We start from the raw sequence: 26,533 nt of genomic DNA, 5'->3' as shown, positions 1-26,533 counted from the left end.
TAATGTTAGAAACCTTTAAGAATCGGCTACAGAACGACTGGCAATTGTTCTTGGCAAACTATTGGTATGGCCGTAAACCCATTTATACGCCTGAAGATCCGCAATGGCAGGACCGTAGTTTATCTTTTGTGCTTGTCTGGTTGTTTCTGTTCGGCATCACGCTGTTTTTCTCGCCTATGCCGCAAGATGACTTGCTCCGACATATCCATGCCTGGCAGTATGATTTTGATTACCGCAGAATGTTCGATGGTTATCCTTATCATTTTGATGCTTGGTTTGGCTTTGACTGGCTGGTTGGTCATTTGTATCAATCCATGGGGGCGTTTGCCATTAAGTTGATACAAGCCGCGTCTATTGGTTTGTTCGCGTTAGCCATTTATCTTAATTTAAAAGAGGCTCATCGTGACACCAGAGTATTGGTGGTCTTGATTCTGGTTTGGGCAGTAGGTTCTCGTTTTTTAATTGCCAGACCGACCACTTTTGAAACACTATTTATGTTTATTGCTATCGGCATCACTTTTTATCCACTCAAACCAAAATGGGATATGGTCATACACCTATTACTAGGTTGTTTGATGGCGAGTTTCTACCATCTGTTTTTTATCTATCTATTGCCGTTAATCATCTGGCGACGTATTTACATTTTGCCTTTGATTTTCGGTTTGGCTGGTTGGCAGTGGTTTACTGGTGGCCAGTATTTCAAAGAAGTATTGGATATTTTGAACTTTGGTGCGATGCGTATTCCCGGCATTAAGGTTTCAGAAAATGCTTTTTCTTTACCCTTGTCGCTGATATTTATCGGCCTAGTCGTATTGTTTGTTTATAAGTGGCGAACTTCGGAGAAGAAATGGGCATTGACCGCTGCCTGGTTTTCTTTGCCGATGCAAATCAGATATATGCTTGATAACTTGATTCCAATAGTGGCGATTTTATTGGCAAGAGAGTGGAAAGTTCGCCCACACCCATTTTTAATTCTCTTTATGTTGGTTATGGTGAAAGTCACGTTAGGTAATTATGGCTTTTACTTCAGCCACGAACCCAAAACACCAACAAAGCCCTACTTTGAAATGCACGATCATGTGATGACACAAAACCTTGGGGTTAATTTTTGGGTAGTGAACCAGGGTGCTCAACAATTGGTGAAAGTAGCGCCAGCGATGGAAATTGGTTTTTCCGATAAGAAAATCCAGCAAGCCACTTTGGACAATAAAGTCACCTGTCAGTTTTTGCATGAATTTGGTTTTAACAAATATGTGGAAAATTCTGCGGTCGGATTGCCTTTACCCTGCTTAAAGTTACAAGCCTCGACTCCTGAGGGTTACAAAATTTGGCAGGTTGTGCCTGTAAAATAAAATCTGCCAGGCTGGGGTAAGAGCATTAGTTGACAGGAAAGGCGGCATGAATACCGCCAATCAACATCTGTACACCAATCACTGCAAGAATGAGCCCCATCATCCGTGTAATCACGCTTAAGGCACCGGCACCGATAAAAGTGACGAATCGCTCACCGAAAATAAAAATAAAATAAGTCAGTACGCACAGAGCGGCAAACGCGCCAATCGTTACCAACATTTCAAGCGGGCTACCACTGGCAGAAAAATTCATTGCCGTGGCAATGGTTCCTGGGCCAGCAAGTAGAGGCATTGCCAAGGGCGACACTGCGACACTTAGTTTGGATTCAATTGCACTTTGTTGATCGCTTTCATTAAGGCTGTGCACGCTAGAAGCATTCCCCTGCAGCATGTGATAACCAATCAGTAAGACAATCAAGCCACCAGTGATTTGGAATGCAGGCAGACTGATGCCAAAAACTTGGAAAATCAGTTTACCAAGTATTGCAAACAGGACAACGATGAAGAATGCCAGCATAAGACTACGAAAGGCGATTTTACGTGTAGTGGATTCAGAGTCATCAGCGGTCAAGCTTAAGAAAATGGGGGTGTTGGCAATGGGATTCATAATGGCGAAAAACCCCATAAAAACGGTCAATAAGTGTAAAAAAACAGAATCTAGCACTAGGAATCCCCACATGTTAAGTAGGCTTTATTATACGAAAAGACGTTAGAGATTAAAGGTGAGGAGTGATTGAGGTTTTAAACCTAGACAGCTTCTTTTGGAAACTGCCTAGGGATTAGCGTGAAGTGTTTTGAATTAACGATTTGGGCCTCCGCCTGGGCCCATTCCACCACCAGGTCTCATCATGCCTGGCCCCATTCCACCGCCAGGACCCATGCCTGAACCAGGTCTCATTCTATTACCAGGACCACGATTTTCAGGTGGGTTATCTGGCAAAGTGATGCCTTGTGCTTTAGCGCGTTCTTGCATCTGTTTATGATGCTCATTGCGGATTTGATTTCTCTCTTCCTGTGTTTGCGCAGATTGCATTTTGGTTCTGTATGCGTTCCTTTCTTGTTGAGTCATAAGCTGACCGCCATAAACTGGTGGCGGTGGAGGCGGTGCTGCAAAAGCGTTAGCTGAAAACACTGAGAAGGTACAGGCCAAGGCCGAAACAAGTAGCGTCTGTTTTATCATGATAAACTCCTTAACTAAATGAGCTTTACTTAAATTCTTTCGGATGCGGATTGATTACAACATCCTGTAGCTTTATTAGACGCCGAATGTTTGGTTAATACGAATTAAATATATTTATTAGGATTCGTTAGTGATTAGTTCGGTTAATTGTTGGTCTGCCATTTGATAGCCCAACGCAATCATTTCTTTTGCCCTTTCAAATTCCAGCGTACCGCAAGCATTACCAGCAATCTCAATTAAGTAATCTGGTGGATAAGCAGCTAATTTTTGACGAGAAATCGCGGTTTGCATGGCATCAAAAGCTTGGTTTGCAATGTCATACATGCCCCAATCTGGTTGTTCTAATGCTTTTTCTGATCCACTAAACTGATCGATGAAATGGCGAATTTTTTCATAAAAGGGATTGGGTTCAACGAGGTTTTCTTGCGGTTTTTCTTGCGAGACTTGTATGGTGCCATTCAAATTAACCGCGATAGTGATATCTGTTGCATCACCAAAAGTTGGAGCGATGGGCACAGGGTTTAACACACCGCCATCAATCAAATTGATTCCATTGCGGTGTACAGGCGTGAAAAATAGAGGAAGCGAAATGGAAGCGCGAATGGCATCAAAGAGTTTACCTGACGTTAACCAGACTTCCTTTTGGTTTTGAATATCGGTCGCGACAGCAGTGAAGTTGATGGGAAGTTCTTCAATCAACTGATTCCCAACCAAATCAATTAGTGAGTTGATGATTTTATCGCCTTTGACCAAACCGTTCTTTTGCCAGGAAATATCAAGTAGTTTGACAATGTCCATTCTCCGAATGGCGCATACCCATTGCTCGAAATCATCCAGTTTATTCATGGCATAAATGCCGCCAATGAGAGCGCCGATAGAACACCCGGAAATGGAAGTGATTTGATAGCCGTGCTCATCCAGCCATCGAATAATACCGATATGAGCAAGCCCCCTGGCTCCACCGCTGCCTAAGACTAGTGATATGGTTTTTTTGTGAGAATTGTTTGGCATATTGTTTTTAATTTAATTGACTGAAATCCACACTGGGCAAAGGCTCATAGCCGGGTTTGGCAAAGAAATACCCTTGCATTAGCCCAACGCCTATGTGATGAAAGTACAAGGTCTCTTACAGTCATCGCAGTTTTCGTTTCAACGGGAATATTAAAAGGCATACGTTTTACCTAAATTATTTTGAGGGTTCTGTTGTAGTGGTTAAACTCACTTCTGGTAAACGCCAAGTCCAAACAGCGCTAGCGATAGCAATAAGACTGAGTAACAAAATCACACTTTGAATAGACCATATGTCAGCCAATAAACCAATAGTACCAGCCAAAAGCATGAAAATCCCGATTAAAGTATTACTCAAAGCGACATACATAGCACGGTTTTCACCATTAGATAAATCGACCAAATAGACTTTTCGCCCTAAACGAATACCACTGTGAAACAACGTAATCGCCATAAAGAACACGGCATGAGTTAGAGGATGCGTTAGCAAACTGGACTTTTCTTCTACAAGAGCAAATAACAAAACACCGAGTAAGCCAGCTAAGGAAGCAGCGAGGATCATGACTTTTCGGCTGGATTTATCCGACATTTTTCCCCAGAGCGGTGCGCTCAGACTACTGGCAATGCCACCCGCGATAATCAACATCCCCAAGCCACTTAAAGCGTCTTCACTGTAAGATTGTGCCAACAACACATAGAAAGGGGGCACCAGCGCAATACTTAAGAATAACGTGCGGGCAATGACATATTGCCGAAAAGGCGTATCTGTTTTGAGTAGAGAAAAACTATGTAACGCAGCAGTTAAAGCATTTTTGCCGCCTTCCGTTGCGCCAGGTTGCTCGTTAATACGGTTAAAGCTGATAAAAGCAACCACCCAAAGCATCGCACCCAAGCCAAGTAAAATGGAGAGTAATAGTTGCGAAGAGTTGGTGGATTTTTCACTCAGCATTTCGATTATGGCACCGATAGCTAAGATAAAAAGCCCGGCGAAACTGGCGCTATACCCCATTAATACGCCGCGTTTTCCTTTAGAAATCGTTTTGCCAAGTACATCTTTAGCAGATACCGAGCAAAGGCCTCTCGCTAAACTGAAAACAATGAGTGCGATAATGATGGCCCAGCCAGCAGTTGCACCGCTGGCGGTATAAGCAGTGATTGCCATGCCCAGTAATGCCAATGCCGATAAGGCAGCGCCTAATAACCAAACGCCTTTACGAACGGGAAGGTGACGTACGGCTGCTGCCACCATCAATTGTGGTAGTAAGATACCTGATTCGCGTATCGGAACCAAAAAACCGGCAAAAATAGCGGGCGCACCGAGTACACCCAGTAACCAGGGTAAGATCAGTTTTGCACTGGCAAGTTCATCGGCTATTTTACCGAGACTATTGGCAACCAAATAAGCAAAAAAGTTTTTGGGTTGATCATGGCACGCCGACTCAGGTATATCTTTACAGGCGCGAGCATCTTCATCACCGTGAATCATGTTATATAGCTGGTTAACACGAGAGTTTTCAGATGTACTCACTATTTTTCCTTAATTTGAAGAATCCCTTTGCCATTTTTGGGCAAAAGCTTTGAGGGCCATTAGTTGTTGTTCAATCAACTGTTGAATCCGTGTGTCTACCAGTTCGCTTTTTTCATTGAAGGTATCGGCAAATGCATTGCAAAAGACTTCCGGGCGATTGAGAACGTGAAGATTGACGAACACGCAAACTTGGCGCAAATGATATTGCGCACGGGAGGTGCCCATTCCACCACCCGATCCCATAATTGCAGCAGGTTTGTCTGATAGTAAAAGGTTGTTTGGTTCTCTAGAAGCCCAGTCTATGGCATTTTTTAAAGCTGGTGCAATGGAGTAGTTGTACTCAGGGCAGGCAAATAAAAACCCATCAGCTTCTGACATTTGTTGAAAAAGCATTTCTACTGCTGGAGGTTTGTCTTTAATGTCTTCGTTATAAAAGGGGACATGGGATAAGTCGGCAATTTCGAGAGTCATACCTTCTGGGAGGTGTTCTTTTGCATAACGCAACAATCCCATATTAGTCGACTTTTTACGCAGACTACCGCACAAACCAAGAATCTTTAAGTCTTCCATCAGAATACCCTCCTTCAAGCAAAATGCTGATTAGTGGTATGAAAGATTGTACGCCGAATGGCGTGCAATGCAAATGATGGATGGCAATGTAAAATCTGCCAGGCTGGGTTAGTCTGATTAGTGACCTAATTCACAAGTAACGCTAACTCCAGCCACTAAATTGCACCCCAATGCCGATGCTATTATTGCGATAATTGTAATCGATCAAGCTTTCGCCATAACCTGAGAACCATTGAATATAAGCTTTCATATTACGGTGTACCGGGTAACTGTAGCCCAGCTCAAACGCGCCCTTATTGTCAGTTTCACTGAAGTTGTCTCGTACCATGATTTTAAAATGATGTTTTTCAAGCTTGCTGGTGAAGGTAAATTCGATATTGCCCATATAATGCGAGATATTTGGATTATCGTCGTTTGAAGCAGCTTCAGGCACGCGAATCCAAGGTTTAATGGAAAAGGTCGAGTTGTCTTTAGTAAACATCAATCTGGTGTAGATGCGGTTCCAAGATCGAGACAAAGGATCAGATCGCCCATTCGATTGATGGCTCAAGCCAACATCGATCAAACGATTACGCCAACCAAAAATCTCCATTTTATTGTCAAAACTCATCCACACTTCGGGTTCGTGATTGGTTTCACGAAAGGGGGCAGAAATGTTGTGGCTATAGGCCTGCCAAAAAGAGCGATTGGTATAACCGATATACAAGTGGTCGCCAATGCCAAACAGATCGTCCGCGATGGGAATTTTTAGGCTGATTTGAAATTTGGCTTCATAGGGTTCGAAGTGAGTTGCTTGTGGCAAAGTCGCTTGTTGAAAAGGGTGTTCATTGGTGCCGGCGAAGTTATAGGAACCAATGATTAAGTAATTGGGTCGATAGGGTTGGATTGTGAAGGGATCGTATTTTGTACTTTTTTCAGATAGCAATCGAGCATTAAGTGCAGTTTTCCCTTGCTCTAACGCAGCTTGATCGAGAACACATTGGTCACGCAGTTGCTGTAAGGTCGTGTTGGGAGCTTGATCTTCAAGTGCTTTCTGTATGCATTCGGCATCATATTTCGGCAAAGGCGTTTCTGCCAAGACACTTAAACTCATAAGAGGTGTCAAGGTTGCAATTAACCAAGTGGTTTTAAGCATTTTTTTATCCTAAACAGAAACCTGATGACAGCATAAATTGAATTGCTTTATAACGCAATCAAAGCATGGGCCTTACGTTAAGGCAGGGTTTAACTTGTGGTAAGTGTCGCAATGCTAAAGTGAGTAAAATCTGTCAGGCAGGGGGTGTGTTTGAATGAATGATTTATTCCAGTAATAGACGATAAGGTCGCATTGGCGAAGCCTGAAAGCCATGTTTTTCGTAAAACACCTGCGCTGCTGTATTGTGGTTGTCAGTTAGTAGCGTGATTCTCTTGCAATCATGGCGTTTGGCCTCATCAATGGCGGACTGAATTAATGCAGAACCAATGCCCTGTTTACGATAATTCTCACTTACAATCATGTCTTCCAATAGCGCTACTTTTCCGCCTAAAGCGGTGGAAATGGTAAACAATAGACTGACCATGCCTATGATGTTTTGCTCCGGCGTACTTGTTTCACATGAAACCAAAATCTGTCCCATTTCTGGGTGGTGCAAAATCTCGGTGAGGCCTTGGGTCTGTGATTCTAAACTTGGCGTAAACTCATCTTCCTGTTGAAAAAGCGAAGCCAATAGTCGATTCAATGCATTTATGTCAGATAATTCAGCGGATCGAATTTGGATGGCTTCAGTCATCAGTATTTGATGTCTCTTTTTCGGAGAGCGTTTTTTCGCCGGTAATCATTGATTTAATCAAGTTTTCACCGTGAATCACGCTTGAGAAGAGTACGCCGGCGATGTGAACAAAAACGAGAAACAGAGTGAAGTTGGCAAAAAATTCATGAACACTTTCCCAAAGACTGTGACCGTTATGATCACTATCAGCCCATGCGATGCCGATAGGATTTAAATCAAGTGAAAGAGCTGCAAGTGGTCCCTTGCCCTCAGCAGCATAAGCTTCAAGCCCGGTCCAAGAGGTTAACAGCAAAAAGATCAGTAGGAAAATAACCATCCAGCCGCCTAAAGGGTTATGGCCAATATAATGAATAGGGCGGAAATCTAGAATGGAGCGAACATAGGTTTTAACGGTTTGTTTGCTGTAAACGAAGTTCGAAAAACGGGCATAACGGGTGCCGATTATCCCCCAAATCAGGCGAAATGCGACCAGAGCCAATACTACATAGCCGGCGTAGGCATGGATAACACTGTCATCCCCTGTTAGGTAGGCGATAAAGAAGAATGCAACTAGCAGCCAATGAAAGCTACGAACCGCAATATCCCATACTTTGATTTGATGCGGCATGATTGTTTCTCCTATTTATTATGTGATCTCCGAACTGCAGAGCTCGAACCCCGTCTAACCTGCGCCAAACATTAAACCAACATAGGTGGTAAGCGCCATTGCTAATGCACCCCAGACCAACATACGAACACCGCCTTTCATCATATTGGCACCACCAGTTTTAGCGGCAATTGCTCCTAATAGTGCAAGTAGTACTAAAGAGCTGGCGGCAACAATATAACCTAGGTTTTGCATCGGTAAAATAGAAACCAGAATGACCGGAATCCCTGCCCCAGAGACAAAAGAAGCGGCAGAAGCAAAGGCTGCTTGTAGTGGCCTTGCCGTATGAATTTCCGACAGCCCGAGTTCATCTTTAGCATGAGCGCCCAATGCATCGTGCTCCATCAGCTCTTTCGCTACTTGGTCTGCGGTTTCCGGGCTCACGCCTCTTTGCTGGTAAATCATTGCCAGTTCGGCATGTTCGGTTTCCCAGTCGTCCTCTAACGCTTGGCGTTCTATTTCCAAGTCAGCTTTTTCAGTATCGGACTGAGAGCTGACGGAAACATATTCTCCTGCGGCCATGGAAAGTGCACCTGCCACCAAGGCAGCGGTTCCGACCAGAATGATATGGTCTTTGTCGGTACCCGCAGCAATAACCCCCACCAGAATACTGACTACGGAAATAATGCCATCATTTGCCCCTAATACAGCGGCACGAAGCCAACCCATTCGGTGGCTGTAGTGTTTATCGGCTAAATGCTCATCCAGCATTTCTTCGGTAAAATGGGACATGGCTGTTGCTCCTGACTAAAAATTATTCTGAATGGTTGGCTTCGTCTTTTTCTTTGTGTTTTGAGAAGCCTGAAAACAGTACGCCAAGTATAAAACCTAACCCAATTAGAATCACCACTAAAAGCGCAATTTGTGCGGAGAATCCCCAAAATAGCAGTTTAACTTCAACTATTGATGTGTTTTGCAGTGCAAAAATCGCGACCAATATGATGACGATAATTGAGCTGATAGAATGTATTTTTTTCATCAAGCTTCTCTTTGTTTCAACTACTGCTTAAATCCAGACACCTTCTGCATGTTCAACGATGTGCACCGTTTTGTGCAGTTTGTCTTCAATAGCGGTTTTGAAAACTTCCTGTTTATCCCGTTCGCCATGGATGAGAAATACCTTATCTAGTTGCTCGAATTGCCCCATCCACGCTAGTAATTCTTGTTGATCGGCATGAGCAGAAAATCCGTTAATCATATAGATTTTTGCGTTGACTTTGATTTCTTCACGGTAGATTCGAATCGATTCGGCACCATCTACCATCAATCTGCCCAGTGTGCCTACCGCTTGATAACCGACGAATATCACACTATTACGGGGATTCCATAGTCTGTGTTTGAAGTGGTGTAAAATTCGGCCACCAGTACACATGCCACTACCCGCGATAATAATACAGCCGCTTTCTTCATCATTTATTTTCATTGAATCTTCGCCTTTCAGCGTGTATTCAAGATAAGGAAAGTCAAATACAGATCCGTCTCTTTCTAGGAAGTCATTGGCGACTTCATTGAGTTCTTGAACATACTGGCTGTAAATTCGCGTGGCTCGAATCGCCATCGGGGAGTCTAAAAAGATTTTGCAAGTAGGCAGTTCTTTGTCGTAATACATTTGTTTGAGCAGTAAAAGAAGTTCCTGAGTTCGTTCAACGGCGAAAGACGGAATAATGACGTTGCCTTGATTAATGAGCGTATCTTTAACTGCTTTTTTGAACTCTTCAATACTGGCGTCTAACGAACGGTGATTTCGGTCACCATAGGTAGATTCGATATAAAGCGCATCGGCCTTTTTGACGTATTCAGGAGATTGCAGAATCAAATCTTTTTGATTACCCAAGTCGCCAGAGAAAACTACGGTTTTCATGACACCTTCTTCTTCAAAATCAATTTGAATGGTAGCCGATCCTAAAATATGTCCTGCATTACGGAAGGTTGCATGCAGGTTTTTTCCCATGGAAATCGGTTTGTCGTATTCAGCGTACTGAATGTTTAAATCGAACACATCTCTTGCATCATCTAAGTCATATAAAGGCAGGTGAACTTTTTCCTCTTCGCCTCTACGTTGTGCTTTTTTGTAGTGTGTTTTGTAATCTTCTTGCATGATTTTGGCACTGTCGAGCAGAATGACTTCCGCCAATTCCATTGTGGCGCGTAAGCTGATAATGCGGCCATCAAAACCTTCTTTGACCAGTTTTGGAATACGTCCGACATGGTCAAGATGAGCGTGAGTGATGAGCAAAATATCGACTTCTTTCGGGTCAAAGCCAAAAGGGTCAGAGTTGTCATGATCGGTGTGGCCTTGGAACATGCCGCAATCAATCAAGATTTTGGGTCCATTTTTGAGCTGTAGTAGATGGCACGATCCTGTGACGGTTTCTGCAGCACCAAAAGATTGAATAGGGGTCATAATTCCTCCTTGCTTAAAGCATTAAGGTTGGCTAGAGAGCAGCTTTATTGCTAAGCCTACAAAAATAATCGCAGTGATACGGTGAAGTATGCGTTGCGCTTTGGCAGATGTATTTAATATTTTTAGTTTACCCGACAAAAGCGCGATGCTGCTGAAAACAATGAAAGTAACGAAAATGATCATCAGCCCCATCAACCAGATTTGCTGGGTAATATGGCCTGTTTGTACGGAAATGAACTGCGGTAAAAACGCTAGAAAAAAGAGTGATACTTTCGGGTTGGAGATATTCATCAGCACCCCGCGGCGATAAAGCTGCCAAGGCTTAAGTACTGGCGTATTCTGTTTGTGTAAATGGAGACTGCCGGCTTTGAAGGCTTGCCATGCTAGATATAGCAGGTAAAGTGCGCCCACTATTTTCAATAGTGTAAAAGCCATCACTGAACTTTGTAGTATTGCGGCGAGCCCAAGTGAAACAGCCGTTGTGTGTACAATCAAGCCAGTGCATAAACCCAGCGTTACCCAAATACCAGCAGTATGACCATGAAGTACTGACTGCATCAACACATAGAGATTATCCGGCCCGGGTGACAGTGCAATTAAAACTGTAATGCCGATAAATGAGAGTAAGACTTCCGTTTCCATATCGCTTATTCAACTGATGATAAAAGGCATTAACGTTCATCCTTAATAATCCACGAATGACTGAACCAGCGCCACCTACCATTAGATGTTTGCTGAGTACAAGCGTACCTATCTCTTGGCGGCGACAGTTTCATTTTGTCTTCGATGACTAAGGTTAGAGGGGTTTCCCAGTGGAGCTCGAGACGTTCCCCTTTATGATTAAAACATTGTATTCCTTTTTGTGGTGTAGCGAAATGCAGGGTTAATTTTGGTGGGTTTTGTTTCACTTCAGGGTCAAAAGGTTCGTAATGCGTTACGGGTAACACTTGGGTGTTAATCTTGAGGATAAAGGACTCCAAGTCACCATAGGTTTCGCTCATTGGAAAGCGCATTAAAGCTCTCATGTCTGAATCATAGCCAACGGCACCAGAATTTTGTACCACAGCCGTATAGCCCATTTTGTTAACTAATTGAGCAAGGGGTTTGGAAAACTCTCCATAGGGATAAGAGAAGAGCTTCATTTTATTGGTATCGGAACCAAGCTCTTCCTGTAAACGCTGTTGTGCGCCAGTGATGTCATTTTCTACTCGCTGACGCCATGCATCTAAGCTTTCTTGGTCAGTTTGAATCAAGAAATCATGCGTTTGTGAGTGGTTGGCAAATTCCACGCCGTGCTGTTGCATTTCGCGCATTTGTGCCCAGGTCATATTTGACTTGTAGCCTTTATCGACCGGATTTGTATTAACAAAAACCGTTAACGGCCAACCACGCGCTTTTAGCCTTGGATAGGCGTTTATATAAACACTTTCCCAGGCATCATCAACGGTAAGCACCACGGTTTTGTCTGGAATGGGGGAATGATTTTTAAGTGCAGTGATTAATTGCGACAAAGACCAAACGTGAAAATGGTTTTGTGCAAGGTAGTCAAGTTGCGCATCAAACTGATCAAGCCGAATACTGGTACTAGGAAGTTTGTCTTCGCCAAAACGATGATAAAGCAAAATGACGGCACTGCCGTCAGAATTAGATGAGACTTCCGTTTCGGCGGCTATATTGGGCGGTGCAAAACTGAATAACAAGATAAAAATAGTCGGTATAAACCATATTGAGAGCCAGTTTTGTCTCCATTGACTGAATTTGTGCGCGAAACGATTGCCGTATGTCATGAATTAATTACTTCCCGTTAAATTTTGATGCCTATTTGCTTTAAAAGCAGAATCATCAACAGATAACCTACGCTGGTCATCAATATGGATATTAGCGCACTGAGATAAAAATGAAAGCCATTTTTTAATAGGATTGGTAGGGCGATGAAAAAAATGAAAGAAGGAATCACCAACCAAATAATTTGAGTTGATAGTGCTGAAATTCTTTGTAGGTCATGGGTATCGTAATATAACCAGAACATTGCCAGAATTGAAAGCACAGGCAGAGAGGCAATCAACGCACCAAATAGCGTGCTACGTTTTGCGGTTTCTGCAATGGCCACGATTAAGATTGCAGTAAGAACGACTTTTATGACGTAGTAAATCATAGGAGTCCTTTCCTTGATATGTAAAGCTAGACAAAAAGGTAACCAGCTTAGCGAATTGATATGAATGAATTGATTTTACTCCATTCCTGAAATAGGACATGAAAATCTGTCAGGCTGGGTAAGAAGTGAGTTATTTGATTAAACTTTAACTGGGTAATAAAACTTTAATTTTATTTAAAAAACAATAATTTATTTTCATTTTAGACAGGCGTATGATGTTATTTGAAGGGTTTATTTATTTCTCATTATCTTAGGAGGATAAAATGGAGAAGTTACAAGAAGCAGGCGCGACAATACAACGTTTGATAAAAGATATGCCGCAGGCTACCGGCAGTTTTATGGCTTTTATTGAAGCGGCAGAAAAACCAGGTGCGTTAGAGGCAAAGACTAAACATCTGATGTTATTGTCATTGGCTGTCGCTTTTCAGTGCAGCTGGTGTATTGCTGTTCATATCAAAGATTGTGTTGATGCCAAAGCGACAAAGGAAGAAATTTTAGAGTCAGCAATGATGGCGGTTATTATGGGCGGAGGTCCCAAGCTAATGTATCTTGAAGTGGTCTATGAAGAACTGGACAAATATTTCTCGTAACCACTCTCAGTGAGAATATAAGACAGTTGGTTATCAACTGTCTTATAGCAAGCGTCTTTGTTGAGATGCGCGAACGCGATTTCGACCCTGATGCTTAGCACTATAAAGTGCCATATCTGCACGGTGGATAAACTCTGCAATCGGTTCATTAGGTTCAATGGCGGCAACACCAATACTGACGGTTAGTGGCTTGCTTATAGAAAATTCATGGTCTTCTATCAGTTTACGAAAAGCTTCGCTTGTTTGCTCAGCCGTACTCACATCACTATCTTCAAGCAGAACAATAAATTCTTCGCCACCCCAGCGACCAAGGTGCGCTTTTTCAGTAAAAAAGAGTTTGAGGCAAGCGGATAATTCTATAAGAACCTGGTCACCTTGATTGTGACCAAAGGTATCATTGATTGATTTAAAGAAATCCAAATCGATTAACAGCAGGCTAAAAGCAGTACCGTTTTGTTCAAAATCTTGCTGATAGGCTTCAAGCAAACTTTCCATTTTCAGGCGGTTATAGAGTTGTGTCAGAGGATCGGTAATCGACAACTCTTCTAGAATCCGGTTTTTTTCTAATAACGCTTCTTTCGTCTCGTAAAGGCTTTGTGTTCTAGCATTTACCTTTTTCTCTAATGTTTCATTGGCCAGTACCAAGCTTCGGTTCATGCGTAAAAACTTGCGCCCAATCACAAATGCAATCGTGCTACTGATGGCTATAATCAGTAAAGCAATCATAATAATGGTACGCATCATTTGATCAACTTGTTGTTTGGCTTCTGAAATAAGGCGTTTGGTATCTAGAGACTGGTATAAAGAAAACTCATTCACTTTCTGACTAAAGGCATTGAATTGCGGAATAACTTCTTGTGTCAGGAGGGCGATGCCTTGTTCCTTTTGATCATTCATTGCTAAAGCGGCAATGTGATTTTGAAGTGGCCCAGTTATTTTCGCCATATCACTGATTTGCTGTAACCACTCGGATTCTCGCGCGTTGTTTTTTATGAGCCTGGTTAGATTATCTCGGTAGGTTGTATAGTCTTTACCATTTTTATAAAAATTCATTAACGCCTTATCTTGCTCAAAAGCATCATCTTGTAAGAGAATCAGGCTTAAATTGACTGTACGTTTTTCTCCGAAAAGGTGAAGGTTTAGCAAGTTGTGCAGCTTTTCATACTGAAGATCGACGATTTTCGCAGCATCATTAATGGTGCTTTCCGTTAATCGTTGTACTGATAATGCCAGTACCCCGACCAAAGCAACTGAAAACAAAAACGCCACCAAAATTAGCCATTGGTTATATACCCATTTAGGCAGCAGAGTGCTTACTTTGGGTAGATTGTCATCGTTAGTGGTTAAAGTCGATTCAGTCATCTTTTGTGTTTGAGATAATAATGATTTAACTTCCCATATTAAATAAACTTTATGAATATAACAACCAAGCCTTTTAGTAGGAAATGAGAATAAAATCATTAGATTAGATGGAACACGGATTTTTGCTGACAATTCCGATAAAATGGCGACAAATATTTGAGACAACATCATTGAACGACGTTAAAAACATTCATTTAGAACAAGCGGTTGACTACATCAAAGCAGGTGAGGTAATCGCTTATCCAACCGAAGGGGTGTATGGTTTAGGCTGCGATCCATTTAATCAGCGGGCCTTTGAAAAACTGCTTGATTTGAAACAGCGTCCACTTGAAAAAGGCGTGATACTGATTGCTGCTAATGTGCAACAAGTTAAATCTCTCGCCGAAATTTTCTACCAGCCTTGGACTCAAAGTGTACTCAATGCTTGGGAATCTGCGTTAAGACCGACCACCTGGATTTTGCCAGCTACCAGTGTCGTACCTGAATGGGTTACCGGTGGGCGAGATACCGTCGCCATTCGTGTTACGCATCATCCGCAAGTGAAAGCCTTGTGTGAAGCTTTGGACATGCCTTTGGTTTCCACCAGTGCGAATCTTAGCGGTCAACCCCCGATAAAAAGCCGTGAAATTTGTCATGAAACCTTTCCCGATATTCCCATTCTTGAAGGCAGCTTAAGTGGTCTCTCCGAGCCCTCTCAAATCTGGGATGCACAAACCATGGTCAGGTTGCGTTAAGAGTGCTGCTTTGCTTTTAAGTAAAGCGGTTCCACTAGCTTAGCGTAGTGTTCAAGATCTTTAATGCGTGAAGCATTTGAGGGGTGTGTACTGAGGATTTCCGGCGGCGCATTTTTGGAGATCTCACTCATTTTCTTCCACACCTTTACTGCGGCATAAGGGTTGTAGCCAGCACGAGCGGCAAGTTCAACGCCCATGCGGTCTGCTTCTTGTTCATGGGTACGACTATTAGGCAGGATAAAGGTAGCTTGCATGACCATGTTGCTGGCATCCAGTGCTGGGCCCTGAATTCCCGTAATTAAACTAAGCGCGGTCAATCCTGCTTGCCCAACCATAGCTTCCGAGGCTCTTTCACGTCCATGCTCGCGTAATGCATGAGAGATTTCATGCCCCATAATGGCGGCAATTTCATCATCGGTTAAATGCAGCTTGTCGATAATCGCACTGTAAAAAGCAATCTTGCCCCCTGGCATACACCAGGCATTGAGCTCTTTTGATTGAATTAAATTGACTTCCCAATGCCAGCTGGGCGCATCATCACGAAATACTTTGGTTTGAGGAATGAGCCGGTTGGCGATAGCTCTTAGGCGTTTTAACTCAGCAGGGTTATTGTTGAGTTTATTTTCTTTCTTGGCTTTTGCCAGGATGTCAGCATAGGCTTTATCAGCACCCTGTTCCATTTCCGATTCGGAAACCAGCATCATTTGGCTGCGTTCTACGCCAACGGTGCCTTTTTTTGTCACATTGCTGGTGCAGCTTGCAAGCAAGGCAAACATCACGAGTGAAAAAATAATTTTAGCTGGCTGAGTCGTATTGGTTGAAATCATGTGTCTGGTTTTAAGGTAAAAGTTGGAGTAAGTAAGTCTAAAGGATATTTTAAAAAACAATCATGATGTTTTCTATAAAATAGGTGTCATTAAATGACGCAATGGAGTAAGCATGTCCGAAATCAATATTGATGCTGTAAAAGAGTATTTATTAAACCTTCAGGCTGATATTTGCCAACAATTAAGTGAAGAAGACGGCCAAGAGTTCATTATTGATGAATGGGAAAGAGAAGGTGCTGAGGGCGCGATGGGATTAACTGGCGGCGGACGCACACGTGTATTGGAAAACGGAAATGTGATTGAAAAAGGTGGTGTGAATTTCTCTCATGTTCGCGGCAAGACGTTGCCTGCTTCGGCAACGGCACATCGTCCAGAATTGGCAGGACGTTCTTTTCAAGCACTGGGGGTGTCTTTGGTGATTCACCCTCGTAACCCTTATGTACCGACTTCACATGCAAACGTACGTTTTTTTGTTGCTGAAAAAGAAGGAGAAGCACCAGTTTGGTGGTTTGGCGGTGGCTTTGATTTAACGCCTTATTATTTGGATGAAGTGGACGCGGTGCATTGGCATCAAGAGTCTAAAAATGCTTGTGATCCGTTTGGTGAAGAGATTTATCCTGCTTATAAAAAATGGTGTGACGAGTATTTTTACCTGAAGCATCGTGATGAAACACGTGGCGTTGGCGGTTTATTCTTTGATGATTTGAATTCAGATACTTACGGTTGGGGTTTTGATAAGTGTTTTGCGTTCATGCAATCTGTCGGTAACCATTACATCAAGGCTTATCGTCCGATTATGGCGGGCAAAAAAGGTAAAGAATATGGCGAAAGACAGCGTGATTTTCAGTTGTTCCGTCGTGGACGTTATGCTGAGTTCAACCTGGCATTTGACCGTGGCACGATTTTCGGGCTACAAACTGGCGGGCGTACGGAATCAATTCTGATGTCAATGCCACCCTTAGTGACTTGGAAGTATAACTATCACCCAGAGCCAGGCACAGAAGAAGCGCAACTGTACGAATACTTAACACCAAGAAACTGGGTATAGCTTTGACAGAACCACTTGATAAACTTCGCGTTGATAAATGGCTCTGGGCTGCGCGTTTTTTTAAGACGCGTGGTTCGGCATTGGAAGCGATTAAAGGTGGAAAGGTCGTGTTAAACGGCCAAAAACCGAAGCCAAGTAAAACCTTGGTTGTCGGTGATTGCCTGAGTATAACGCAAGCACATCGTCAGGTTGAAGTGACCGTATTGGAATTGTCTGACAAGCGTGGCAATGCAGAAACCGCTGAAAAACTTTATCAGTTAGATAAAGAAGAGTTGAACCAGCGTAAACCAACGGCAGATATGGCTTTGGTGGGTTATCGGGATAAAGGCGCAGGGCGGCCTACTAAGCGAGATCGTCGAAAAATTGAAGATTTCAGTAAAGGGTTTTGATTTAGCGTAATCTATACCTATGTCGAATGACAGTCAATGAGGAGGCGAAGTGGCTGAACAAGCATGCAACTATACAGTCGTTTTTGATGCCGATAAACAAGCGGAATTTGAAGAAACGATTTTGCCTTCTTTAGCGGATTGGGATGTCGAATTACAACCTTTACAAGCAGAAGCGTCTCCCGATTTTTCTTTTGCTGAAGACTCACGCATTTTAACCTGGCTAGGTGACGTACAGCTCGGTAAGCTTTTATCTTTAGCGGCGGAGCAGAGCTGGCAGGTCGGTTTTTTGCCTCATCCTGAGATGCTTCGTTTCTATCGTACTTTTCCCATCCATAAAAAGTTACCGGATGCTTTGGCTGATATTCAAGCTGCAACTAACGAGGCCTGCCTGGCAGATTTAATGACTTGTAACGGCCAATTGGTTTTTGGTTCTGTGATGTTAGGTAATCGTGAAACCATGGCACCGGCAGCTCAAGTTGATTTGGGTTTTTTCAGTAAAATAAAAAACCTATTTATTTTGACGTTTAATCTCAGTCACGCTCACCTCAATCCTTATTGTTTAGAAACTGCTAAGCAGAACACAATTAACACAGCAGCCTTGGGCGTAGCCGTGGTTTATCGTCCTTCGGATAGTGATTTCACTAAGTCTATTGTTGACGAAATGCCACAAGATGAACCTATGTTAAATGCCATCGTTCTTGCGCCTAGAAGCATCTCGGAGGTTGTACGTTTTCTGATTGGTCGTATTTTTCCAAAGCCAAAAAAGAGCAATAGTCTGCCAAGCTATCTTGGTGCAGTGAAGACTGACAAGCTAACGGTGAGTGGAAGCCAGCAGTTAGATTTTTATCTAAACGGTGAAATGCAAGCAGCAGAAAAACTAGAGATAGAAGTTCGGCCTAATGCTTTAAAGCTTTTGACTAAGGCATTGCCGGAAAAGAACAACCAAGGTGATTTAAAAGAGTCATTACGGGTATCTGGCTTGCCAAAAGGTCAAGCCGTGGAAGAATTGGTGAAATATCCTTTACCGTGGATTCACCATACGGATCTCGAAGAAGTTAAAGAAACCTTCGTGACGTTAAAAGAAAATGCGAAGTTGTCAGAGACGTTCTTAGTATTGATGGTGTTGTCCACGCTTTTGGCTACGGTTGGGTTATTTGCAAATTCTGCGCCAGTGATTATCGGTGCGATGATCCTTGCGCCTTTGATGGCACCGATTATTTCTTTCTCAATGGGTTTGTTGCGGCAAGATAGTGATATCTTGATTACGAGTAGTAAGACGCTCGTAACTGGGATTTTATTGGCGCTAGGTTTTGGTACGGTTTTGACCTTGTTGACCCCTTTGCATGCGATGAACCATGAAATTAGTACGCGTTTAAGTCCGACAATTTTAGATTTAGCGGTCGCTATTTTTTCGGGCATTGCCGGTGCTTATGCGAATGCACGTTCAGAAGTTGCCAAAAGTATGGCCGGTGTGGCGATAGCGGTGGCTTTGGTGCCGCCTTTAGCTGTGTCTGGTATTGGGATAGGTTGGCATGATTTTGCGGTATTTTATGGTGCATTTTTGTTGTTTGTCACCAACTTGGTCGGCATTATCCTTGCAGCGGCATTGACCTTTTTATTGATGGGATACAGCCCTTTCCGTTTGGCGAAGAAAGGCATGATACTCATCTTTCTCTTCGGTATTTTGGTGAGCATTCCTTTAGGGGTTTCTTTCCACAAGATGGTATTGGAACAGCGCATGGTCTACGCATTGGAAGGATGGACGGTGGATGGCGTTGAGGTAAGAAATGTTAAGGTACGGGATGTTTCTGGCGACAACCCAGATTTTGTCGGTGTGACGTTGGTGTCTCATAAAACCTTATCGAGTGGAGATATAGATCGCATTAAAAAGCAGATGGAACAGAAGCTAGGCCATGCGATTTCATTGGAAGCTACTTTAGCTGTGAAGCGTTAAGTTTGTTGGGTAGCCTATTCCAAAGCCTCGACGGTTTCTTTCGAGGTAAAGAAATTCCAGGTGACGGCAAAACCAAAAGTTTCTGCTTTAGTTGTTTCGATTAATGGACTGTCATGAAATACAGACTGTGATAAATCGGTGAATCGATAAAAGGCACCGAGCCAAAAGTCGTTTAAATGCCAGTTAACTCGAGCAACATAACCAAAACCCGTAAAACCTCCAGTTGCTCGATAAGCACTTCTGGTTGAGGTGGCTTCCGATGCTTTCACCCCATAAAAATAGTTGTTGGTTTTTGCAGTAGCGAAATTTGCCGTAGTGCCAAGCGTGATTTTAATGCGTTGCCGCGGTGTATAGCTTTTACGAAAGTAGTAATAGAAACCAGGCTTTGAAATAAAACCCTCTTCATGCAAAGAGCGAAAATCAGTCGCAATAACCCATCTTACCGGCCACTCAAATTTAAATTGGTTGAGATCATGGTGATAAAGTTGATAGCGTACCACTGGTCCCAAACCAAGCGATGCATCGAGATTGTCCATGCCTTTACGTGCTTGGTTGTCCTTACTGGATACGGGAACAGTGCCGGATAAGCTTAAATCCAGTTCTGTTCTGCCCATTTCATACATGGGTTTTTTAACTTCTCTTTGGTCTATTTCAAAGTCTTTCCCCCTATAAGTGATATAAGGAAAAGGCAAGATCAGATTATTTTGCTCTTTTGACCCTGGATAATCCGCATAGGAAAGCAAACCCGGACCAACCCCGATTTCCCATTTGGGTAAAGTCTGTTTCGCGAAAGCGGTATCGAAGTTTAAAAAAGACAAGCTAACTCCCCAGAGAAGAAAGTTGATTCTCTTTTTTATCAATAAGTTGGGCATTGATTGAAAAACCGTCATATGTTTATTATGACGGAATATAGAAATAAAAAAACCCGCAAAAGCGGGTTTTTTAAACGTTTAAACAGTTAATGAATTAACCGTTTTGTCTAGCTATTGCAGCACGTTTTTTCTCGATCAAGTTGTGGATGATCGGAGACATCATAAGATCCATAGCGGTTACCATGTGTGAACCGTTACAAACCAAAGTCTCAGCGTTTTGTAGGAAAGCGCCAGGAATTTTATCTTTGACCGCTTCCAAGTCGATGTCTTGGTGACGTACGTGACAGATAATCAATGAATCTTCTGGTGCTGGACCCATAGGTGCATCTGGAGACATAGTTGAGAAAGGGTCAGACGTATCAATTAAAGGTACACGGTGGAAGTTGATGTGTGTACGGTGGAATTGAGGAACGATAGTTTCAATATAGTCAGGCATACGCTCAAGGATTACATCACGTACTTGCTCAACTGAATAAGGACGTTCTGACGTATCGCGGTAGATTTTTTGCATCCACTCAATGTTGATTGATGGCGCAACACCGATACCAAGGTCAACGTATTGTGCAACATTGTGCATACCTTCTTTTGGACCATGATCCATACGTTTAACCATACCGTGAAGACCTTCGTAGAACAAAATGTCTGTTCCTTCAGGAATCGCTTCCCAAGGAGTGAATTCACCAGGTGCTAAGTCAGTTCCTAGACGTGCATTGTGTTCAACCGCTTCTTCATCACTGTGGATGTAGTAACGACGCTTACCTGTAGCGCTTTCTTTATATTCTTTAAATAGAGCTTCTAATTCAGCGAACTCGTTTGCATGTTCAGAAAAGTGAGTCAGAACAGGGCCACCATTCGCTTTTGACTCCGCCACTTTTTCTCGCATTTCAACACGGCTGTATTTGTGGTAACTATCACCTTCAACGATAGCAACGTTTAAGCTTTCACGTTCAAAGATTTTTTCTACAGCGCGCTTTACAAAAGATGTACCTGCACCGGAAGAACCAGTAACCGTTACAATTGGATGTTCTACTGACATTTTCAGTCTCCTTAACTAAATGTTCTCACTACAATACTGTAGATCAAACATATCCAAACCCTTGAATTTTAAAGTTTTATTTGTAAATAAAACCCAAAAATCTGCCAGGCTGGGGTTTAAAGTTTAAAAAAATAATTTGCGTATTTAATCCGATTTATCGTTTTTTTGTCAAATGACACTTTTACTAAGTCGTTGAAACTTTCTCAAACAACGCCTTAGCAAATGACTAATACTTGTGATCGGATAATTTTCGTAGGTCTTATTTATACGTCGATGTTTTCTGCTTTCAATGCATTCGATTCGATAAAATCTCTACGCGGCTCAACTTCATCTCCCATCAAAGTGGTAAAGACTTGGTCAGCCTGAACGGCATCGGCAACGGTCACTTGAAGTAGGCGACGAGCTTCTGCATTCATTGTGGTTTCCCATAGCTGTTCTGGGTTCATTTCCCCCAGACCTTTATAGCGCTGAATGGATTGACCACGTTTTGCTTCATTGAGTAACCAGTCAAGCGCTTCACGGAAGTGCGCAACTGGCTCTTGTTTTTCACCACGCTGAATATAAGCAGAATCAGTAACCAGACCATGTAATTCAGAACTGGTTTTTGCGATTTGCTCATAATCAGAAGAGGCAAAGAAATCTTCATCAAAAACTTGGGAACTCAGTGTGCCATGCTCACGTTGTTGTAGACGAATTTGAAACTTGGTTTCCCCTTCATGTGCAGGTTCAACCGAAAGATCGTATTCAACTTTTTGAAGTTCACCAGCGGCTTTCAATCTTGGCAATGCTTGGTTAATCCACGTTTGCGTTTGATCCATGTCATTAAGTGTTTCTAACGTCATTTTAGGTAAGTCAGTCATCAGCTCCATGAAAGGTTGGCTGTAACGACGTGTCAAACGACCGATAATGCGATTAGTGTATAAAAAGCTTTTTGCCAAGGTTTCCAATGCAACACCTTGAATAGGCGGTGTATTGCTTGATGGATATAGTCCGGCTTGATCCAAAGCACTTTGTAGCAAGTAGCTTTCTAGCTCTGCTTCATCTTTCAAGTAGGCTTCTTGTTTACCTTTCTTCACTTTATAAAGCGGTGGTTGAGCGATATAGATATATCCGCGCTCAATCAATTCCGGCATTTGACGATAGAAGAAGGTCAATAATAGGGTACGAATGTGCGAACCATCGACATCGGCATCCGTCATGATAATAATGCGGTGGTAACGCAATTTGTCAGGATTGTATTCTTCGTGACCGATACCACAGCCCAATGCCGTAATGAGTGTACCGACTTCGGCAGATGCCAGCATCTTATCGAAGCGAGCTTTTTCAACGTTAAGGATTTTACCTTTCAATGGTAAAATCGCTTGGGTACGACGGTCACGACCTTGTTTGGCCGAGCCACCGGCTGAGTCCCCTTCCACTAAGTAAAGTTCAGATTTTGCAGGATCTTTTTCTTGGCAATCTGCTAGTTTTCCTGGCAGACCTGCAATGTCCAAAGCACCTTTACGGCGTGTCATTTCACGCGCTTTACGGGCAGCTTCACGTGCACGTGCTGCATCGACGATTTTAGCGAATACGGACTGGGCTTCTTTCGGGTTTTCCAATAGGTATTCAGCAAGCTTTTCGTTCATTGCCGTTTCGACAGCAGATTTTACTTCTGATGAAACCAATTTATCTTTGGTTTGTGATGAGAATTTTGGATCAGGCACTTTTACTGAGATGACCGCAGCTAGACCTTCACGAGCATCATCACCCGACACAGTCATTTTGTACTTTTTGGTCAGACCTTCTTTTTCCGCATATTGGTTCAATGAACGTGTTAATGCTGCGCGGAAACCAGATAAATGCGTTCCACCATCACGTTGCGGAATATTGTTGGTAAAGCAGTAAATGGCTTCTTGATAAGCTTCTGACCACTGCATCGCCACTTCAACGACGATGTCGTCTTTTACGGTCGAGAAATAGAAAGCTTTTTCGTTAATCGGTGTTTTGTTGGTGTTGATGTAGTCAACGAAAGCCTTGATTCCACCTTCGAACTCGAAGACTTCATGGCGGTCATCACGCTTGTCGAGTAGCTCGATATGCACGCCAGAGTTAAGGAAAGAAAGTTCTCTTAAGCGCTTTAACAAATAGTCAAAACTGAATTCGGTTTGGTTAGTAAAGGTTTCTTTACTTGGCAGGAAGCGGATTTCCGTTCCTGTTTCATCTGTGTCTCCAACTGATTCTAAAGGCGCATCAGGAACACCATGCGTGTAGCTCTGTTTCCAGATATGGCCTTCGCGTTTAATCGTCAGGTGCAGTTCTGATGATAGGGCGTTAACAACTGAAACCCCCACCCCGTGCAAACCACCGGAAACCTTATAGGAGTTGTCATCGAACTTACCACCGGCATGCAATACCGTCATGATAACTTCGGCTGCAGAAACCCCTTCCTCTTCATGAATGCCGACCGGAATACCGCGTCCGTTATCGGTGACGGAAACGGAGCCATCGGTGTGAATGGTAACGACCACCTTATCACAATGGCCCGCTAAGGCTTCATCGATACCATTATCGACCACCTCGAAGACCATGTGGTGAAGACCTGTACCATCATCCGTATCACCGATATACATACCGGGTCTTTTTCGGACGGCATCTAAGCCTTTAAGGACTTTAATCGACGAGGAATCGTATTCGTTTTCTTGAGTTTCTGGAAGAGTATTTTCTGCAGTCATAGATCAGAATTCTTTGTGAGTATCTTTGTTGTTGTTTTATAGGGGTTTTACATCGATTTTACTGATGTAAAAACTTAAAGAATTTTACCACAAAAGCATGGGGTTTGCACAAGCTTGGTTAAGGGGGTTTTTGGGTGTATAACTCTATGAAATTTAATAGGTTTTTTGGGGTGATAAAAAACTTTGATTCAGGTTGTCGAGAAAACGGATTGGGAAACCCGAAGTCTGATGAAAAACTGTCAGGCTAGGGCATGTAGAAAGAAAATCTGTATTTTGTCGGTTTTTGGCACTAATTGGCAAGCTGTGCTTAACTTTGTTGACATAAAAAATCTATTATTTTCAATATGTTATTGAATAGATTGCCATTTATTTTTTTGGTACGGACTATGTGTGTTCTTTGTTAAATACACGAAAGTGGATTTCAAGTCATTTCTACTATGGCTCCCTATGCAATGCAAAAAATCCAGGAGAACATTATGTCGGATAAAGTACTTATCAACGCGTCCAAACTCAACGAAATGCTGACAGCAGGAACATCTACGGTCATTATTGATACTAGATCTGCAGAAGCCTATGAGCAAGGGCATATTCCAGGTGCCGTAAATATTCACTCTATTTTTACTTTTTTAGCCACCTCCACGCCAGAAGGTTTGCAGGAGTTAAAAGAGAATTTTGCCTCAGCATTTGGGGAGGCCGGACTTTCAGGAGAAGAAACGGCGGTCTTTTATGAAGACTCTATGGCAACGGGTTTTGGGCAGTCATGCCGTGGTTATTTTCTGCTAAGTTATTTGGGATATGAAAAAGTCGCAATTCTCCACGGTGGTTATCAATCATGGCTGGCTGAAGGATATGCTGTTAGTACAGAGATTCCTGCGCCACAAAGTACCGTTTTTCCTGTTAAGGAAACGGGCAATAGCTTAATGGTCAGCAAGGAAGACGTACTTAATGCGCTTGGAAGCGAAATCGCCATGCTGGATGTTCGTGATGTGGACGAATGGATTGCGGACAGCTCCTCGCCATACGGTAAAGATTTTTGCCCAAGGAAAGGACGACTGCCAGGTGCGGTTTGGATTGAATGGTATCGTATGATGAAACCTGGAACCGTTCCCTTGTTCAAAACACCAGATGAGATTTTGGCAGAATGTAAAACCGTGGGCATTACAAAGGACACGCCAGTGTATCTTTATTGCTTCAAAGGCGCCCGTGCATCAAATACCCTAGTGGCTTTAAAGTCTGCGGGCATTGAAAACGTAAAACTTTATTTCGGTTCTTGGAATGAATGGTCAAGGATTCCAGAATTGCCGATAGAGGAAGGCAAACCTTTTTAACTTGAAAGAAAGCGGCATTAGCCGCTTTTTTTATGTCGCTTAAAACCTGCCAGGCTGGGGTGTGATAAATGATGATTAGCGGCAAGCCTTGGCATTGGCTTCTTTGAACATTTTGGCAAAGGCTTTTTTACGTTTACTAGCCTGAACGTAATCGACGGGTAGCGATTGGATCAGATAGACATAATCGCCTTTTTTCAAGTCTGTTTTTTGGAGCTGCGGCTTATCAGGTGAAGTTGTCACAATGGGACTGATAACCACAATGTTAAGTTTTGGCGCACGCTTATGCAAAAGTGCAACTGTGCCTAAATGAGATGCGCTATGAAAGGTGCCGTTGGTGTGAATGATTTGCGCGCCTGGATTGTCTTTGATCGCTTGTAGGATAGACTCCGCCATGGTGTTGTCGCGTAAAAGCTGTGCTTCAAACCCTTTTTGGTTTTGAGTGTGTGGTTTTGCCATGGATTGAAATTGTGCAAATTTCTGTTGATAAGCGCTATCGCTCATAAAAGGCTGATTAGCGATTTGCTCTTTTTCCTCTGAGGAAAGCTTTTGCAAATAGGGTTTTCCTTGTCTACCAACACAACGCACGGTTTGAAAAGGGGCATTGGCTGCGATAACCGGTAAAAAGTGTCGCTTTGCGAATTCAATCAATGGGCGATAGCTGCCACTGTAGTTTGACCAAGCTTCACTTTGTTGCATAAAGGTTTTTTCGCCAACCTCACCATCTAAATATTGATCAATATCCTGTTGGTGGTCACGATTGAATTGTTCCATAGATAGCACTTGACTAGGTCGTAAATCGTAGAGTGCAGATTGAAGCTCAGCTTCAAGTAAATGTGACGCTTGATGACCATGAAGTTCACCGATAAAGATGACATTGGCATTTGTGATTTTCTTTGCGAGTTCGCTGACGGAAAGTTGTTTCCCGGTTTTACTGTTGATGAGATCAAAGCTATAAAAGGTTTTGAGAGGGGAATAAGTGGTTTGGGCGCTATAAGCAGAGACGGGCAATAGGCTTGTGATTAAGCCTATTGCAAGTATTAAAGATGTTAAGCGACCAAGCATGAGCC

General features: G+C 42.8%; 27 protein-coding genes. 7 read left to right on the top strand and 20 right to left on the bottom strand.

Annotation, left to right across the window (positions count from 1 at the left end):
• The first annotated feature begins 2 nt into the window (after positions 1 to 2).
• Positions 3 to 1,352, top strand: coding sequence for a hypothetical protein (locus N745_RS0111120; RefSeq protein WP_024852205.1), 1,350 nt, complete (start codon positions 3 to 5; stop codon positions 1,350 to 1,352).
• Positions 1,353 to 1,377: 25 nt separating this feature from the next.
• Here N745_RS0111120 and N745_RS0111115 read toward each other — a convergent pair whose 3' ends face one another.
• The 14 genes from N745_RS0111115 to N745_RS0111050 form a co-directional block, all read right to left on the bottom strand.
• Positions 1,378 to 2,016 carry a MarC family protein gene (locus N745_RS0111115; RefSeq protein WP_024852204.1) on the bottom strand — a complete coding sequence of 213 codons (639 nt, stop codon included), beginning with the start codon at positions 2,014 to 2,016 and terminating at the stop codon, positions 1,378 to 1,380.
• Positions 2,017 to 2,151: 135 nt separating this feature from the next.
• Positions 2,152 to 2,532, bottom strand: a complete 381-nt coding sequence (locus N745_RS0111110) for a hypothetical protein (RefSeq protein ID WP_024852203.1) — start codon at positions 2,530 to 2,532, stop codon at positions 2,152 to 2,154.
• A 117-nt stretch (positions 2,533 to 2,649) separates the two neighbouring features.
• Positions 2,650 to 3,543 (bottom strand): patatin-like phospholipase family protein, encoded by an 894-nt coding sequence (locus N745_RS0111105; protein ID WP_024852202.1) that lies wholly within the window; start codon positions 3,541 to 3,543, stop codon positions 2,650 to 2,652.
• 175 nt (positions 3,544 to 3,718) lie between these two features.
• On the bottom strand, positions 3,719 to 5,068 hold the full coding sequence (locus tag N745_RS0111100; RefSeq protein WP_024852201.1) for an MFS transporter: 1,350 nt from the start codon (positions 5,066 to 5,068) through the stop codon (positions 3,719 to 3,721).
• Positions 5,069 to 5,077: 9 nt separating this feature from the next.
• Positions 5,078 to 5,638 carry an NADPH-dependent FMN reductase gene (locus tag N745_RS0111095; RefSeq protein ID WP_024852200.1) on the bottom strand — a complete coding sequence of 187 codons (561 nt, stop codon included), beginning with the start codon at positions 5,636 to 5,638 and terminating at the stop codon, positions 5,078 to 5,080.
• A 142-nt stretch (positions 5,639 to 5,780) separates the two neighbouring features.
• A complete protein-coding gene (locus N745_RS0111090) occupies positions 5,781 to 6,773 on the bottom strand; it encodes a phospholipase A (RefSeq protein WP_024852199.1) in 993 nt (330 codons plus the stop codon).
• 163 nt (positions 6,774 to 6,936) lie between these two features.
• On the bottom strand, positions 6,937 to 7,407 hold the full coding sequence (locus N745_RS0111085; RefSeq protein ID WP_211239106.1) for a GNAT family N-acetyltransferase: 471 nt from the start codon (positions 7,405 to 7,407) through the stop codon (positions 6,937 to 6,939).
• A complete protein-coding gene (locus N745_RS0111080; RefSeq protein WP_024852197.1) occupies positions 7,400 to 8,014 on the bottom strand; it encodes a cytochrome b/b6 domain-containing protein in 615 nt (204 codons plus the stop codon). The genes N745_RS0111085 and N745_RS0111080 overlap by 8 nt, the downstream gene beginning before the upstream one ends.
• Positions 8,015 to 8,068: 54 nt before the next feature.
• On the bottom strand, positions 8,069 to 8,785 hold the full coding sequence (locus N745_RS0111075) for a VIT1/CCC1 transporter family protein (RefSeq protein ID WP_211239105.1): 717 nt from the start codon (positions 8,783 to 8,785) through the stop codon (positions 8,069 to 8,071).
• Positions 8,786 to 8,807: 22 nt separating this feature from the next.
• Positions 8,808 to 9,032, bottom strand: coding sequence for a LapA family protein (locus N745_RS0111070; protein WP_024852195.1), 225 nt, complete (start codon positions 9,030 to 9,032; stop codon positions 8,808 to 8,810).
• A gap of 27 nt (positions 9,033 to 9,059) precedes the next feature.
• The gene (locus N745_RS0111065; protein WP_024852194.1) at positions 9,060 to 10,457 is read right to left on the bottom strand and encodes an MBL fold metallo-hydrolase RNA specificity domain-containing protein; all 1,398 of its coding nucleotides are present in this window, start codon (positions 10,455 to 10,457) and stop codon (positions 9,060 to 9,062) included.
• 21 nt (positions 10,458 to 10,478) lie between these two features.
• Entirely contained in the window at positions 10,479 to 11,099 is a 621-nt protein-coding gene (locus N745_RS0111060) for a LysE family translocator (protein WP_024852193.1), read from the bottom strand.
• A gap of 29 nt (positions 11,100 to 11,128) precedes the next feature.
• Complete coding sequence (locus tag N745_RS12065) at positions 11,129 to 12,244, bottom strand: polysaccharide deacetylase family protein (protein WP_024852192.1); 1,116 nt, start codon at positions 12,242 to 12,244, stop codon at positions 11,129 to 11,131.
• Positions 12,245 to 12,261: 17 nt separating this feature from the next.
• Positions 12,262 to 12,612 (bottom strand): DUF3147 family protein, encoded by a 351-nt coding sequence (locus tag N745_RS0111050; RefSeq protein WP_024852191.1) that lies wholly within the window; start codon positions 12,610 to 12,612, stop codon positions 12,262 to 12,264.
• 263 nt (positions 12,613 to 12,875) lie between these two features.
• On the opposite strand from N745_RS0111050, the gene N745_RS0111045 reads away from it, so the two are divergent.
• A complete protein-coding gene (locus N745_RS0111045) occupies positions 12,876 to 13,202 on the top strand; it encodes a carboxymuconolactone decarboxylase family protein (RefSeq protein ID WP_024852190.1) in 327 nt (108 codons plus the stop codon).
• A gap of 42 nt (positions 13,203 to 13,244) precedes the next feature.
• Here N745_RS0111045 and N745_RS12395 read toward each other — a convergent pair whose 3' ends face one another.
• Positions 13,245 to 14,564, bottom strand: coding sequence for a diguanylate cyclase (locus tag N745_RS12395; RefSeq protein ID WP_157833766.1), 1,320 nt, complete (start codon positions 14,562 to 14,564; stop codon positions 13,245 to 13,247).
• 107 nt (positions 14,565 to 14,671) lie between these two features.
• Between N745_RS12395 and N745_RS0111035 the strand changes: the two genes are divergently transcribed.
• The gene (locus tag N745_RS0111035; RefSeq protein ID WP_084657368.1) at positions 14,672 to 15,298 is read left to right on the top strand and encodes an L-threonylcarbamoyladenylate synthase; all 627 of its coding nucleotides are present in this window, start codon (positions 14,672 to 14,674) and stop codon (positions 15,296 to 15,298) included.
• Here N745_RS0111035 and N745_RS0111030 read toward each other — a convergent pair.
• Positions 15,295 to 16,125: a M48 family metallopeptidase gene (locus N745_RS0111030; protein WP_024852187.1), complete on the bottom strand. Its 831-nt coding sequence runs from the start codon at positions 16,123 to 16,125 to the stop codon at positions 15,295 to 15,297. The two genes, N745_RS0111035 and N745_RS0111030, sit on opposite strands and share 4 nt — an antisense overlap.
• 112 nt (positions 16,126 to 16,237) lie before the next feature.
• On the opposite strand from N745_RS0111030, the gene hemF reads away from it, so the two are divergent.
• From hemF to N745_RS0111015, 3 genes are read left to right on the top strand one after another with little or no spacing between them, the layout of a single operon-like run.
• Positions 16,238 to 17,173: an oxygen-dependent coproporphyrinogen oxidase gene (gene hemF, locus N745_RS0111025; protein ID WP_024852186.1), complete on the top strand. Its 936-nt coding sequence runs from the start codon at positions 16,238 to 16,240 to the stop codon at positions 17,171 to 17,173.
• A 2-nt stretch (positions 17,174 to 17,175) separates the two neighbouring features.
• The gene (locus tag N745_RS0111020; protein WP_024852185.1) at positions 17,176 to 17,562 is read left to right on the top strand and encodes an RNA-binding S4 domain-containing protein; all 387 of its coding nucleotides are present in this window, start codon (positions 17,176 to 17,178) and stop codon (positions 17,560 to 17,562) included.
• A 49-nt stretch (positions 17,563 to 17,611) separates the two neighbouring features.
• Positions 17,612 to 19,516, top strand: coding sequence for a TIGR00341 family protein (locus N745_RS0111015; RefSeq protein ID WP_024852184.1), 1,905 nt, complete (start codon positions 17,612 to 17,614; stop codon positions 19,514 to 19,516).
• A gap of 14 nt (positions 19,517 to 19,530) precedes the next feature.
• On the opposite strand, the gene N745_RS0111010 is transcribed toward N745_RS0111015, so the two are convergent.
• The 3 genes from N745_RS0111010 to gyrB form a co-directional block, all read right to left on the bottom strand.
• Positions 19,531 to 20,334, bottom strand: coding sequence for a MipA/OmpV family protein (locus N745_RS0111010; RefSeq protein ID WP_024852183.1), 804 nt, complete (start codon positions 20,332 to 20,334; stop codon positions 19,531 to 19,533).
• Between the two features lie 148 nt (positions 20,335 to 20,482).
• A complete protein-coding gene (locus N745_RS0111005) occupies positions 20,483 to 21,424 on the bottom strand; it encodes a phosphoribulokinase (RefSeq protein WP_024852182.1) in 942 nt (313 codons plus the stop codon).
• A gap of 263 nt (positions 21,425 to 21,687) precedes the next feature.
• Entirely contained in the window at positions 21,688 to 24,138 is a 2,451-nt protein-coding gene (gene gyrB, locus N745_RS0111000) for a DNA topoisomerase (ATP-hydrolyzing) subunit B (protein ID WP_024852181.1), read from the bottom strand.
• Positions 24,139 to 24,614: 476 nt separating this feature from the next.
• On the opposite strand from gyrB, the gene N745_RS0110995 reads away from it, so the two are divergent.
• Entirely contained in the window at positions 24,615 to 25,466 is an 852-nt protein-coding gene (locus N745_RS0110995; protein WP_024852180.1) for a sulfurtransferase, read from the top strand.
• A gap of 75 nt (positions 25,467 to 25,541) precedes the next feature.
• On the opposite strand, the gene N745_RS0110990 is transcribed toward N745_RS0110995, so the two are convergent.
• Entirely contained in the window at positions 25,542 to 26,528 is a 987-nt protein-coding gene (locus N745_RS0110990; RefSeq protein ID WP_024852179.1) for a ChaN family lipoprotein, read from the bottom strand.
• Positions 26,529 to 26,533 lie beyond the last annotated feature (5 nt).

The sequence above is a fragment of the Hydrogenovibrio kuenenii DSM 12350 genome (genome assembly GCF_000526715.1).
Taxonomy (GTDB): domain Bacteria; phylum Pseudomonadota; class Gammaproteobacteria; order Thiomicrospirales; family Thiomicrospiraceae; genus Hydrogenovibrio; species Hydrogenovibrio kuenenii.
The sequence above is the reverse complement of the archived record's forward strand: the minus strand, read 5'-3'. Positions and strand labels throughout refer to the sequence as shown.

Excerpts from the sequence above, each read along its gene's own strand:
- N745_RS0111120 (WP_024852205.1), top strand. The coding sequence starts at position 3 with ATGTTAGAAACCTTTAAGAATCGGCTACAGAACGACTGGCAATTGTTC.
- N745_RS0111110 (WP_024852203.1), bottom strand. The coding sequence starts at position 2,532 with ATGATAAAACAGACGCTACTTGTTTCGGCCTTGGCCTGTACCTTCTCA.
- N745_RS0111105 (WP_024852202.1), bottom strand. The coding sequence starts at position 3,543 with ATGCCAAACAATTCTCACAAAAAAACCATATCACTAGTCTTAGGCAGC.
- N745_RS0111095 (WP_024852200.1), bottom strand. The coding sequence starts at position 5,638 with ATGGAAGACTTAAAGATTCTTGGTTTGTGCGGTAGTCTGCGTAAAAAG.
- N745_RS0111090 (WP_024852199.1), bottom strand. The coding sequence starts at position 6,773 with ATGCTTAAAACCACTTGGTTAATTGCAACCTTGACACCTCTTATGAGT.
- N745_RS0111085 (WP_211239106.1), bottom strand. The coding sequence starts at position 7,407 with ATGACTGAAGCCATCCAAATTCGATCCGCTGAATTATCTGACATAAAT.
- N745_RS0111080 (WP_024852197.1), bottom strand. The coding sequence starts at position 8,014 with ATGCCGCATCAAATCAAAGTATGGGATATTGCGGTTCGTAGCTTTCAT.
- N745_RS0111075 (WP_211239105.1), bottom strand. The coding sequence starts at position 8,785 with ATGTCCCATTTTACCGAAGAAATGCTGGATGAGCATTTAGCCGATAAA.
- N745_RS0111070 (WP_024852195.1), bottom strand. The coding sequence starts at position 9,032 with ATGAAAAAAATACATTCTATCAGCTCAATTATCGTCATCATATTGGTC.
- N745_RS0111065 (WP_024852194.1), bottom strand. The coding sequence starts at position 10,457 with ATGACCCCTATTCAATCTTTTGGTGCTGCAGAAACCGTCACAGGATCG.
- N745_RS0111060 (WP_024852193.1), bottom strand. The coding sequence starts at position 11,099 with ATGGAAACGGAAGTCTTACTCTCATTTATCGGCATTACAGTTTTAATT.
- N745_RS12065 (WP_024852192.1), bottom strand. The coding sequence starts at position 12,244 with ATGACATACGGCAATCGTTTCGCGCACAAATTCAGTCAATGGAGACAA.
- N745_RS0111050 (WP_024852191.1), bottom strand. The coding sequence starts at position 12,612 with ATGATTTACTACGTCATAAAAGTCGTTCTTACTGCAATCTTAATCGTG.
- N745_RS0111045 (WP_024852190.1), top strand. The coding sequence starts at position 12,876 with ATGGAGAAGTTACAAGAAGCAGGCGCGACAATACAACGTTTGATAAAA.
- N745_RS12395 (WP_157833766.1), bottom strand. The coding sequence starts at position 14,564 with ATGACTGAATCGACTTTAACCACTAACGATGACAATCTACCCAAAGTA.
- N745_RS0111035 (WP_084657368.1), top strand. The coding sequence starts at position 14,672 with ATGGAACACGGATTTTTGCTGACAATTCCGATAAAATGGCGACAAATA.
- N745_RS0111030 (WP_024852187.1), bottom strand. The coding sequence starts at position 16,125 with ATGATTTCAACCAATACGACTCAGCCAGCTAAAATTATTTTTTCACTC.
- hemF (WP_024852186.1), top strand. The coding sequence starts at position 16,238 with ATGTCCGAAATCAATATTGATGCTGTAAAAGAGTATTTATTAAACCTT.
- N745_RS0111005 (WP_024852182.1), bottom strand. The coding sequence starts at position 21,424 with ATGTCAGTAGAACATCCAATTGTAACGGTTACTGGTTCTTCCGGTGCA.
- gyrB (WP_024852181.1), bottom strand. The coding sequence starts at position 24,138 with ATGACTGCAGAAAATACTCTTCCAGAAACTCAAGAAAACGAATACGAT.
- N745_RS0110995 (WP_024852180.1), top strand. The coding sequence starts at position 24,615 with ATGTCGGATAAAGTACTTATCAACGCGTCCAAACTCAACGAAATGCTG.
- N745_RS0110990 (WP_024852179.1), bottom strand. The coding sequence starts at position 26,528 with ATGCTTGGTCGCTTAACATCTTTAATACTTGCAATAGGCTTAATCACA.